This is a genomic window from Sporolactobacillus nakayamae (genome assembly GCF_900113325.1).
GTDB lineage: Bacteria > Bacillota > Bacilli > Bacillales > Sporolactobacillaceae > Sporolactobacillus > Sporolactobacillus nakayamae.
Map to the genome: position 1 here is coordinate 24050 of NZ_FOOY01000014.1, position 11910 is coordinate 35959.

Consider the following 11910-nt stretch of genomic DNA (forward strand, 5'->3'; position numbering starts at 1 on the left):
GGGTCAGGGCAACGCCCCAATCCAGGGTCCTTATTTCGTCGCAAGGTTCTTAGAACATGCCGCCTAGTGTCAGTTCGTCCGAACTGCAGCGGTTTCGCCAGTCCAGAAAAGAATGAACCGAGTAAATACGATTGCTGTATGGCTGATCATGGGGTCATACGACCGTCCCTAAAATTATTTTTGTAGTTTTAGAAAAAATTGGTCGTTTTAAAGAAGAACTCAATGTCCCGTCTCTTCTTTAGATTCGGATAATTTATATTCCGTCATCGTGCAGTCGGTACTAAAAATGACAATCCAGCGGTCCTGCTGGTAACGGTTTTGTGCGAAAACCACTTTGGACGGAATCCAATTGGCAGGGTGGTGCGGATTGAACACAGAATGCCTTTTTGACTGGTGACTGGTTCAGCGAGCCGGAACAGAGGTTTTAATCCAAACTGTTTCGGTCAACCTGATAACGCTGATTTGTCGCTTTCACTATGCTAATGACATCTAGTCCCTGACAGGTCAGCGCTTTGACCAGCAGCTGCTGTGTGAACCAACTGTCCATCAGGACATAGGGGGCATGAACCCCCTTGACATCCGTTCCACCATGGCAGGAATTTGATCTGGAGCTATCTGCAAGGCTTTGATCCGACGTTTGTATCCGGAACACTTCTTGTCGATACCAGCATGAATCCTATTTATCACTGTTTTTTCTAAACTGAGCAGGGAAAAGTTAACGGGGAGAAACGTGGTTCCGTCTGACCATTCCAGGGTCACGTCCTTATTTTTGAACTGTGAAAGTTGATTTGAGAAATATTAAACTAGATAACGTTCTTGAAAAGTAAATATATAGGTGGTATACTACATTAAAGTTCAAATGTATTTGTACTATTGAACCATTAATGCATTAGCGGTATAATATATTATAGTTTAAAACAATTTGTACTTTTGAACTGATAAAGGAGATGGGGATAATTATGATAAGCGATAATATTACCGCTAAACGTGGAATACAAGAGGGCTTTCATCGGTATCCAGCAAATCTTTCCGAAATGATTTCTTACTCTGTTGAGAATTTTCCAGACAAATCAATTATTTATGTAGATTCTAGAGGGGAAAAAATCACCACTTATCTTGATACCTATAACGAATCTAGGTTGATACTTAACAATTTGCATCAAAGCGGAATTAAAACTGGAGATATTGTCGTCTTAGCTCTAGAGGAACACTCTGATTTCATTCCTTTAATTTGGGCCTGTGTTTTGGGAGGAATAATACCTTGCCCAATAATTCCACGAGTTGCAGATATGGAAGTATGGAGAGGCAATCTAAACCATATATCAAAATTGCTTAATAATCCCACTTTTATCATTTCATCGCGTAACCTTAAATTATTTGATGTAGATAACAAAATCCTAAAGGTAGAAGATTTACATAACCCTGTATCTGCACCTGCAAAAGTCGATAGCGATAATGTTCCGGATATTGCCTTTTTAATGCTGAGCTCTGGTTCAACAGGTGCTCCGAAAGCAATTACTCTGACTCATGAAAATATCCTTAATTCATTAGAAGGAAAGCGACTTGCTACAGGAATAGAGGATACCGATATTACCATGAATTGGATTGCTTTTGATCATGTTGCGGCATTAACAGAGTGCCACTTCTTGCCATTGTTCACGGGCTCAACGCAGATTCAAGTTCCAGCGGTTGATATTGTTTCAGATCCACTCTTTTTTTTGAAAATAATTAGCAAATATCGAGTTTCACATACATTTACACCTAACTTCCTACTGGGACAAATCACTTCACTGATAGATGGTACAAATGGTTTGCCAGAAAAAATTCAGCAAATGGATTTTTCTTGCCTCAAACGTATTATTTCTGGAGGTGAGGCTAACGTATGTGAAACGGGAGACCGCTTCTTAAATGCATTTGCAGATCTAGGTATGAAACGTTCAGTCATTTGGCCAGCATTTGGTATGACTGAAACCTGTGCTGGATCAATCTATTCAACTAATTTTGAGAATGAAATCGGCAAGAGTGAGTTCGCAACTCTCGGGAAACCTATTCCTGGTTTGAAAATTCGAATTCTTGGGGAAAACGGGGAGGTCATGAACCCAGGCCAAGAAGGGGAACTTCAGCTGCACGGTGCTATGATCTTCAATAAATATTATTCCAATGAAAAAGCTACAAAGGAAGCATTTACTGAAGATGGATGGTTTAAAACAGGAGATCTTGGCATTATTGAGCCTGACTCAGGATCTTTACGCTTAGTAGGGAGAAGTAAAGATAGCATTATTGTTAATGGTAACAATTACTTTCTTTACGAACTGGAAACAGTAATTGGAAGTCTTGAAGGTATAGCGCCTTCTTTTATTGCTGCATTCTCAACGCGGCCAGTTGGATCGGATACCGAGTCACTTGTTGTTTTCTATACTCCACTGAGTGATTATAATACACCTCAACAACTTAGGAATATTAACATTGCGATTAGAAATATCACAATATTACGCTGGGGATTCCGTCCTCTTTTAGTGCTTCCTGTATCCAAAGATATACTTATTAAGACAAGTCTTGGTAAAATTCAGCGTTCTAAGCTGCGAAAGAAATACGAATCAGGAGAGTTTGATAGCTTAATAGCAGATTTTGCTAGTTTAGAAAAAGAATATACTCCACCAATTGTGCCTGCTGAGAATGGATACGAAGAGAAAATAATCAATTTATTTTCTAAGATAACAGGGATTTCAACAGGAGAAATAGGTGCGACTAGTAATTTCTTTTCACTAGGTGGTACATCGCTAGAGATATTACGTTTACTTACTAGTCTTAAAGGACAATTTGACACCAAACGGAATTTTTCTTTAGTAGACTTGCTTCGAGACCCTACACCTAGAGGCATAGCTCATCTTGCTTCTTCTAAAACAGCTAATAATAAAGAATACAATCCAATCGTGCCGCTTCAGAAAAAAGGAGTTGGAGCACCCATTTTTATGATTCACCCAGGAGTCGGAGAGGTTCTGGTTTTTGTAAATCTGGCTAATTTTTTCATGGATGAAAGACCTATTTATGCTTTAAGAGCACGTGGATTCAATCCAAACGAGAAATTTTTTGAATCTTTTGATGAACTTGTATCGACCTATGCTGCTGCTATTAAGCAATATCAACCACATGGACCGTACTACATTGCAGGATATTCCTATGGTGGTCCAGTTTCACTACCAGTTGCACAAACTTTGGAAGCGATGGGAGAGAAGGTACATGTTTTAGTAATTGATGCTCCGCCAGTAATTGAACATCCACGAGGTAAGGTTGATAGGGTAGAAAGTGCTCTTATGTTGTCTTTCTTTCTCGGCTTTATTGATAAAAGTCAACTTGATACTCTTGGTAATTATCTAAGAGAATCTGAGGATATAAATCCAGTAGACTATCTTTTTTCATTGGCACCGACCTCGAGAATTCGAGAGCTTGGATAAGATTTGACGACATTTAAACACTGGAACGATCTGGCTTATGGTCTTTCTCAAATTGGAGGTTCTTACAAACCTAAGGGAAGCGTAAATGACATTACCGTCTTTTATGCTCAACCGATATGGGGAAGTAAAGCGGATTACTTTGAAACAATGTTAAAGAAGTGGGATAAATATTCTCGCTCCCCTGTGCGGTACATAGAAGTTCCAGGAGAGCACCATACAATCCTCAATCCTGAATTTGTTGATAAATTTCAGGAGATATTTCGATCCGAGTTATCGAAAATGGTTAGCAAACAAGGAGCTGAGAAATGATGAGTAACAATCGTGCCCTATGCTATGACGAGGTCGGGCAGGGCGAAGAGATCGTGTTTGTTCATGGCTATATTTCCGATCGACGGATTTGGTCACAGGTAAGAGAGCATTGGTACGATTCGGGTCATCTTTTTTTTCCTACGCTCGAGGGTTTTTGGGAAGACTCGCTGGAGTTCAGAGAAAGTAATTTTAGTGTTGATAATCATATAGAAGATATTGTTGATTTCTTAGAAAAAGTTTGTACTCCGCCTGTTCACCTCGTTGGATGGTCATATGGAGCGTCACTTGTTTTGCTGGTTGCTGCAAGAAGGCCGGATCTGGTTAAATCCGTGTTTGCTTATGAACCTGGCATTTCATCTTTTGTTTTAGATAAAAAAATATTGCAGCAAATCCAGCGTGATCGTGTAGAAATGGCTGGCCCCGCTATAGGAGCAGTAAAAGCTGGGAATACAAAAGAAGCTGTTAAATATATTGTTAATGGAGCCTGCAATCGGGAAGGAGTATTTGAAGATTTCGATGAGGAACTAAAACAGAGATTCTTTGATAATGCAAGCACAGTTCCGTTGATGTTTACTGAACGGAGTGCCCCAAATTTACCAGCTTCTTCGGAGGACTTAAAAAGAATCTTGTGCCCTGTTACTATAAGTTATGGTGAGTATGCTCGTCCTGCGTATAGGCTTGTCGCAAAGGAAGCTGCAAAAATAATTCCCAATTCAATAATACAGATCATTCCAGGCGCAATGCATGTTGTCCCAGTAACGTCTCCAGAGATATTTCTGCAGAAAATTATTGAGCATCTCAGTGGAGTTGACAGGAGGGGGGTATCCAATGGTAAATAAACAAACAAATCCAACTTGGGTACTCGTGCTCACATCGCTTGGCTTCTTCATGGCGATGATGGATTCGATGATTGTAACAACCGCGTCAACAGCGATTCGAAATGACTTTGGAATTTCGGTTGGCGAGCTACAATGGGCGCTCAATGCCTATAACATTACCATTGCAGCTGTTTTATTGATTGGTGTTTCGATTGGAGATCGCATCGGACACAGAAGGCTGTATAATATCGGTCTCTTTATCTTTGTTTTGGGTTCAGTCTTTTGTGCATTATCAAGTAATATCGATCTTTTGATCGCTTCCCGGGTCATAGAGGGAATCGGTGCCTCTGTAATGACCCCTATGTCGATGGCCATATTAACGGCATCCATTCCTCCTTCCGAACGCGGAAAGGCTCTGGGTATTTGGAGTGGGATAGGCGGACTTGCTCTTATCGTAGGGCCTGCACTGGGTGGCCTGATTGTTGCTCTGCTTGCCTGGCAATGGATTTTCTGGATCAATGTTCCCATAGGTCTTGTTGGTATTTATCTGTCGCAACGTAAATTACCAGAAACTCAGCTAGAGGGCAATCATTTAAACATCATTGATTCTATACTCATTGTCCTTTCTTCGGCGGGAATTATCTGGGCGTTATCAGAAAGTACTTCTAAAATGGTTCAGACTTCAACACTAATTGTTGGCGTGCTCAGCATCGTTTTGGGAATCATTTTTGTTTTGAGACAGAGGTATGAAAAAAAACCAATGATCCCACTTTCCTTTTTTAAATCATGGACTTTCAGTGGTGGAGTCATCTCTACTTTTCTGCTTTACGCCTCCATGTATGGCGTAGTGTTCTTTTTACCCCAATATTTACAGGTTGCAGATAAATCAAACGCATTGATAGCCGGACTTCAACTTTTGCCTTGGACAGGGACATTGGTCATTGTCGCGCCAATAGCTGGAAAAGCGGTCGATAAATTTGGTGAACGCCTGGTAGCGATCACTGGTCTGCTTCTTCAAGGAATAGGCTATTTATGGATTGTGCTGACTTCGGTATCAGGGAACCCATATTGGCTAATGGTTATTCCGCTTATCCTTGCGGGTGCTGGAATTTCAATGGCAGGGCCCGCATTGCAGAAAGCAGCACTTGGATCTGTCGGCAGAGCCGAGATTGCTAAAGCGTCAGGGATTTATAACATGTTTCGGCTCCTTGGTGGTGCAGTAGGAATCACGGTTTCTGTCATCATTTTCTATGCTTTTGGAGATGTTGTGACGACAACTGCATTTACGAATGGCTTTAGCGCAGCAATGACTGGAGCAGGCGTAATTTCTCTGCTCGGCATTCTTTCCTCAGTCGGTCTCCGCTCAACTCTTGTAAAATGATTTGGGCGATAAAGCTTGATTTCAAAATTGAGGTTTTGCGATACAAAAAGTTATTGCCAAGGATTAGCAAAGAACGACTCTTTAGGATAAAAAAATACAGAAAACAAGAAGACAAAATTAGTAGTGTCTTTGCTGAACTTTTAGTACGATATGCGGTTAATCAATTTAGCGGTTATTCTAAACAAGAAATTAAATTTTGTACTGGAATAAATGGAAAACCGCAACTAATGACCCCCGATAATATTCATTTTAATCTTTCACACTCTGGTAGCTGGGTAGTTTGTGTGGTAGATAATGAACCTGTTGGGATAGATATTGAAAAGATTCAAGAAATTGAGTCGGATGTGGCTCAGCAATTTTTCACGCAGAAAGAATGCGGATTTCTTAAGTTCTCAAAGAATAGTTTGGAACGGAAAAAACGATTTTTTAAGATCTGGACGATGAAGGAATGCTTTCTAAAAGCTATTGGGGAAGGTTTAAGCAGAGACTTATCCTCTTTCTCTGTAGAATTTAATCAGAATCGGTATCCTAAAATATCCACTACATCAGAGGGAGAGAATTTAAACTGTATTTGGAAATTTAAGCAGTATGAGATAGATAATGATTATATCCTATCAGTAGCTGATACAAGAAAAACAGAAAAAGTTCAGATGGTTGACTCTCAAATTTTTTATGATGGTGCTGTCCCATCAACGAATTATCCAGAGGTTTAGATTATAATAATGAACCAGGTAACTATATTTGATGAAATTACTAGCATACCCACTGTTACTGTTTAACTTGTAAAAACTTGTCTGAATAATAAAGATTATGTATATGCACTCGAAAGTCTGTATGGATGATTACATCCGTTCGGGCTTTTTTCAATACTTTAGATAGGGGGTTTCCTGCAACAAATAGCTTCCCTTTGGTGAGAGTCAGTATGAAAGAGAAAAAGAATCAAACTTTTCTTTTTTCTTGCTGACTTGGAAGGGGGGTGATACTTGTGAGGCCATCTTCTTTCAACAAAATACATCCTGAAAAGGTTAATTATCAGATTCAAGATGATTTTCAGACAACCATACAGTTTCAATTTGATTATATGGCAAGAAAGGTGATGATACGTACTAAAAGTAACTACCGTCGCTCTATTGGTAGACGAAGAAGGCACGAAAGTCTATTTTCAGAAGTTTCAGACTTAGATATAAATAAATTACACACTACTGATACTTACCGTCTGGACCGTCGATTTTATAAAGTCTTATCAATGGATGTGCAAGTTACTGATTGTCAAATTGCTGAAGCGCTGGATACTTTGTCAAAGCGCAAGCGTGATATTATTCTGATGTTCTACTTTCTGGAAATGTCAGACGCAGAAATTGCTAAAGAATTAAGTGTAAACCGAAGCACAGTCTATCGCAACCGCCATAGTGCATTAGAAATGTTCAAAACGCTATTGGAGGACGAGCCATGAGAGAGAAGAAAAAATTGATCCCCTTTTCTATCATTGAAGCAGCAAACAGTGGTGATGCCATAGCCATTCAATATATATTAAAACATTACGAAGGCTATATTGTCACACTTGCTACAAAAACGCTCACAGACGAATACAGCAACGGTTATTTCTTCGTAGACAAAGAGATGCAGGAACAGCTGACCACTGCTCTACTGCAAATGATCTTAGACTTTGAAATCTAGTATCCTATAAACACGAATAACAAGATTTATTATAAGCGATAATTTAGAATTTGTCATTCTATTAAAGCATATTGATTACTTCGTATGCTTTGATAGGCTGACAAAGGCCTACGTTCTTTGAAAAAGAAAACGTCTAATCAGGCGTCGTATATAGCAATCGAATACGTTCCGATAAAGAAAAAGCCAGCGGACTGACACGCCAAGACCTAGTAAAATAGCGAGCGACTCCTGTCAGTGACCCCACAAACAATCCAAGGCAGGATTGCTGCCATGACTTCTTTATCGGGATAATGATACTCCCGCATAGCCTAGTCCGAGCGTTAAAAGCGTCGCAGGCAATGGATGCGGCTGCATGAGAACCATGCAGGGGTGAGACCCCCGTGAGCTTTGCCAAAGCTGTTCGATTTGCTAATCAATTAATAACCATAAAGACGGTAATTCTGAGATTCAAACTTATTGAATTATCTTTTGAGGTTAAAGGGGGAATGGCTTGCCTTATGAATGAATTAATAACCAAATGATTTAATTAAAAAAGGATACTCTAAATATACGGCTGTTAATATCATTAGACAGGCAAAACAAATTATGGTACAACAAGGATATCCATTTTACAATAATAAGCGCTTAGGGCGTGTGCCAAAAGAGACTGTTGAATCGATTCTAGGATGTGGACTAGAATTGGAGAAAAACACTCGTGGCTAAAACAAAGTATTCTGGTGTTTATGTTGATGATACTGGACAATACTATTATGAAACGGAATTAGGAAAAGATCGACTGACTGGAAAACGATTAAGAAAAAAATCAAGAACCAATCGCCAAGGGAAAAAGTTCACTTCTGCTTTGCAAGCCTACAAGGAATTGGTACGCGTTAAGAATGAGTATTTGTCCACTCAGGGTTATGCGAATTATCATATGACTTATGGTCAGTTTATGGATAACGTATATATTCCTGCTTACAAGACAGATGTAGAAGAAAGTACATTCTATGTTCGTAAACGTACTTTAGAGCGTATGAGAGATCGCTTCTCAGCCATCCAACTTCGAAAACTTTCTATAGAAGATGTCCAAAGATATCGGACGTGGTTACTTTCTGAAGATGGGGCTGGATATTCTCAAGCGTATGCTAGTTTGGTTTTTGGTATGTTTCGCAAGAGCTTGGATATGGCTGTTGAAATGGAGTATCTTGAGTACAATATTTCTAAAAAAGTCAAACCCATCCCAAAGGGAAAAGCAATTGTTCCTTATTGGACAAAAACAGAGTTTGAAAAAGTCATTTCAACGATTTGTTTAGATGATTTATATGAACATTTGTGTTTTGTTATGTTGTGGGTTTACTTTATGACAGGGATCCGAGTGAGTGAAGGAACAGCCTTATGGTGGGAGGACATTGATTTTGAAAATAAGCGGCTTCGTGTTCATCATATCTTATTTATGAGAAATAAGATGGACTGGGAACGCAAAAATTACACGAAAACCGCTGATGGAAAGCGAATCATTTCGCTGGATGATGATACCATTCGAGTGCTTAAAGATTGGAAAGAACGACAATCCGAGTTGAATATTCAAGATTTTGTCTTTAGCTATGACGGCATGCCCATGATTAAATCCACTCTTTCTCGAATTATTGGACGCTATGCTAAATTAGCCAATGTTCACCGTATTCAAGCGAAAGGGTTGCGTCATTCCCATGCCTCGTATCTCATCAATGAATTTAATGTTTCTGTTTTAATTTTATCCAAACGAATGGGACATTCAAGTCCCGAAATTACGTTGAAGCATTACTCTCATTTATGGTCTGGCATTGACGAATTAATCGCTGAAGAGATGGCTGGAAATATCCATATTCAAACCGCTCCAAAGTCAGCGATTCAATTTAATGGCAATCAAGCAATTAAAAAAATGAGTTCCGCCAGAATCCCCGCCAAGGTATAGAAAAGGTGTTGGAAATGCTGATATAAAGGCATTTTGACGACACCTGCAAACTTAGAGTGGGAATAACCCAATATGCAAATGAGTCCTTAGGTTTCCTTTTAGGAGGTCTGAGGGCTTTTCTTTTTATCGACCTAACGGACTAACAAAAGGTCATGGCATGATGAATTAAGATGTTTTATTTCGACTCAACAAGCTGTGATGAAACAACAAGAGAATGCCTACATACGTTTTATGTCTCATTACAAAAAGCGTTTTTGTCGTCCAAGTATCAGTTATAATTTCATCCAATGATTTTTATCTTAGGTCTGTAGTCACATCTAATAGTTTCAACTATAATGATGATAGTTTCTGTTTGGTTATTATTTACATATTTACATAGAACAAGAAAATTGAATAACGAAGGTGAATCTATTGAGGAAAATGCTGATGTTACTGCTGATCGGTATATTGACTGTGTCACTAACCGCATGTGTGGATAAAGAGCCTGTCAAATCTGTGAACAGCAAGCCAGAGAGCAGTAAAGTAGTCGAACAATCAAATCAAGATAAGACCAGTTCATCGGAAGAGAAAAAAGATAGTACTGAGAAAAAAGAAGTCACCCAAACAAAGAAAGATAAAAGTAAGGCAGCCAAAAAAGCTGATGGTAGCAATGATAAAGTTCCTCTAAAAACTTCAAATCATACCAAATCAAAAAGCATTGAAAAAACAAATGACAGTAGTAGTTCGCTAGAAAGCTATTCGAGTCCAGTAAGTCAACAAGTTAACCATTCATCAAATAACAATTCTAATACCCCAAAGCAAAGCATCAATAATACAAAGCCAGAAAGTGATCATCAAGTCATTAATAAGCCAGAAAACAATAATGAAAAAACAAAAACAGAAGTGACGCCAAAAGTGGAATCAAAACCAGAACAAAAATCAGAATCTCAGCAGAACAATGTGCAACCGCAGCCTTTAATTGCGGAAACGAATTTAGCCAAACGCACAAATCAAATTCTAACAGTTGTTGCCAGTGGTATTCATGCCCATATCACTTTATGGACAAAGAATGGAGATACATGGGGTAAATCCTTGGAGACAAACGGTTTTGTTGGTAAATATGGCATTGGTACGGTTCATGAAGGATCGATGAGAACGCCATATGGTGCCTATTCGTTGGACTTTGCATTTGGGACAAGCAATCCGGGTACAAAACTTCCGTTTAGACAGATTACATCAAAATCTTGGTGGGTCGAAGATAGTAATGATCCCAATTATAATACATGGCAGGAAGGCGATCATTTCAACAAACCAAGCGAGCATTTAGCAGACTATCCTGTTCAGTATAAATACGCGGTGGTCATCAACTATAACACCGCCCGAACACCATGGGCAGGATCGGGATTTTTTGTTCATGTCTCAAATGGCAGCTACACCGCAGGATGCGTGTCCTTGCCTGAAAGCCAGATGGTTCGACTGTTAAATACATTAGCGCCAGGTGCCTATATTTTGAATGTTACGAGTGAGAGTCAGATTAAAGGTTTTTAAAAAACTTATATAGATGTAATCCCTTTGAAAATTGCAGTAGAAGAATACGGGCAATTGAAAGGAAACATCCATGGGCATGTGCATGCGTATGCGAACAATCATTATTCTAAATTATACTTTTATGCTTGCGTTGAGTTGACTCATTATAAGTTGATTTTGTTTGAAGAATTGGTGGATGGCAAATCAGTACACACATCTACACAACTCGTTAAAACTATAGAACTGAGTACATATAAAATCTTGATCTAAAATGAGAATGACAAGAGGGGGAATTAGGGTGTCTAATATTTATTACTCAATAAAGAATGGAGTAACAAATTTAATCAAATGGTTTCCCGTAATATGGAAAGATAGAGATTATGACAATGCATATCTTTATAAACTATTGTGGAAAAAGCTACAAAATATGGCTAATATGCAAAGAAGAGAGGGTCATTCAACAAACTCAGAAGAAATAGCTGAACAAATAGAATACGCGGCAAATCTGGCACATAGGTTGTGGAAGAATAATTATTTTGACGAAACGCTTAACAAGTATGATTACTATACAAAATATCCAGATACTGATGCTAATGAGATTATGCATATTGATAATCAACCAAATGAACATGGAAATTATGATGTTACATGGAGTACAAATGAGACACAATTAAAATTATTTCGTCAGTGCGGGAAAGAAGCTGATGATCTTTTTGAAGAAGAACATAAACAATTATTCGATTACATGAAAAGGTATTCGAAAAGTTGGTGGGATTGATTGAATCATAGTTTCAGCAACAGGGAAGAACAAGTCACCATAAGAAAGATGCT

The 11910-nt window shown here is 38.8% G+C and carries 12 protein-coding genes; 11 read left to right on the forward strand and 1 reads right to left on the reverse strand.

Annotated elements, in window-relative coordinates; translation table 11 throughout:
- Window positions 1-424: 424 nt before the first annotated feature.
- Window positions 425-652, reverse strand: a complete 228-nt coding sequence (locus tag BM003_RS17375; protein WP_139692325.1) for a hypothetical protein — start codon at window positions 650-652, stop codon at window positions 425-427.
- Between the two features lie 307 nt (window positions 653-959).
- Between BM003_RS17375 and BM003_RS10395 the strand changes: the two genes are divergently transcribed.
- The 11 genes from BM003_RS10395 to BM003_RS10450 all read left to right on the forward strand — a co-directional run bounded on the left by BM003_RS10395 (window position 960) and on the right by BM003_RS10450 (window position 11857).
- Complete coding sequence (locus BM003_RS10395) at window positions 960-3455, forward strand: non-ribosomal peptide synthetase (protein ID WP_177184749.1); 2496 nt, start codon at window positions 960-962, stop codon at window positions 3453-3455.
- 3 nt (window positions 3456-3458) lie between these two features.
- On the forward strand, window positions 3459-3764 hold the full coding sequence (locus tag BM003_RS10400; RefSeq protein WP_093672807.1) for a hypothetical protein: 306 nt from the start codon (window positions 3459-3461) through the stop codon (window positions 3762-3764).
- The gene (locus tag BM003_RS10405) at window positions 3764-4603 is read left to right on the forward strand and encodes an alpha/beta fold hydrolase (RefSeq protein ID WP_177184750.1); all 840 of its coding nucleotides are present in this window, start codon (window positions 3764-3766) and stop codon (window positions 4601-4603) included. Before BM003_RS10400 ends, BM003_RS10405 begins: the two co-directional genes overlap by 1 nt.
- A complete protein-coding gene (locus BM003_RS10410; protein ID WP_093672811.1) occupies window positions 4593-5963 on the forward strand; it encodes an MFS transporter in 1371 nt (456 codons plus the stop codon). The genes BM003_RS10405 and BM003_RS10410 overlap by 11 nt, the downstream gene beginning before the upstream one ends.
- The gene (locus tag BM003_RS10415) at window positions 5960-6676 is read left to right on the forward strand and encodes a 4'-phosphopantetheinyl transferase family protein (protein ID WP_093672813.1); all 717 of its coding nucleotides are present in this window, start codon (window positions 5960-5962) and stop codon (window positions 6674-6676) included. The genes BM003_RS10410 and BM003_RS10415 overlap by 4 nt, the downstream gene beginning before the upstream one ends.
- Before the next feature lie 272 nt (window positions 6677-6948).
- Window positions 6949-7416: an RNA polymerase sigma factor gene (locus tag BM003_RS10420; RefSeq protein ID WP_010024635.1), complete on the forward strand. Its 468-nt coding sequence runs from the start codon at window positions 6949-6951 to the stop codon at window positions 7414-7416.
- Window positions 7413-7640: a helix-turn-helix domain-containing protein gene (locus BM003_RS10425; protein ID WP_093672815.1), complete on the forward strand. Its 228-nt coding sequence runs from the start codon at window positions 7413-7415 to the stop codon at window positions 7638-7640. Before BM003_RS10420 ends, BM003_RS10425 begins: the two co-directional genes overlap by 4 nt.
- 525 nt (window positions 7641-8165) lie before the next feature.
- Window positions 8166-8342, forward strand: a complete 177-nt coding sequence (locus BM003_RS10435) for a DUF3173 domain-containing protein (protein ID WP_093672817.1) — start codon at window positions 8166-8168, stop codon at window positions 8340-8342.
- On the forward strand, window positions 8335-9573 hold the full coding sequence (locus BM003_RS10440; RefSeq protein ID WP_093672819.1) for a tyrosine-type recombinase/integrase: 1239 nt from the start codon (window positions 8335-8337) through the stop codon (window positions 9571-9573). Before BM003_RS10435 ends, BM003_RS10440 begins: the two co-directional genes overlap by 8 nt.
- Before the next feature lie 426 nt (window positions 9574-9999).
- Window positions 10000-11100, forward strand: a complete 1101-nt coding sequence (locus BM003_RS17950) for a L,D-transpeptidase family protein (protein WP_245734202.1) — start codon at window positions 10000-10002, stop codon at window positions 11098-11100.
- 277 nt (window positions 11101-11377) lie between these two features.
- Complete coding sequence (locus BM003_RS10450) at window positions 11378-11857, forward strand: hypothetical protein (RefSeq protein WP_093672821.1); 480 nt, start codon at window positions 11378-11380, stop codon at window positions 11855-11857.
- Window positions 11858-11910: the final 53 nt, after the last annotated feature.

Excerpts from the sequence above, each read along its gene's own strand:
- BM003_RS10395 (WP_177184749.1), top strand. The coding sequence starts at position 960 with ATGATAAGCGATAATATTACCGCTAAACGTGGAATACAAGAGGGCTTT.
- BM003_RS10405 (WP_177184750.1), top strand. The coding sequence starts at position 3,764 with ATGAGTAACAATCGTGCCCTATGCTATGACGAGGTCGGGCAGGGCGAA.
- BM003_RS10410 (WP_093672811.1), top strand. The coding sequence starts at position 4,593 with ATGGTAAATAAACAAACAAATCCAACTTGGGTACTCGTGCTCACATCG.
- BM003_RS10415 (WP_093672813.1), top strand. The coding sequence starts at position 5,960 with ATGATTTGGGCGATAAAGCTTGATTTCAAAATTGAGGTTTTGCGATAC.
- BM003_RS10425 (WP_093672815.1), top strand. The coding sequence starts at position 7,413 with ATGAGAGAGAAGAAAAAATTGATCCCCTTTTCTATCATTGAAGCAGCA.
- BM003_RS17950 (WP_245734202.1), top strand. The coding sequence starts at position 10,000 with ATGTTACTGCTGATCGGTATATTGACTGTGTCACTAACCGCATGTGTG.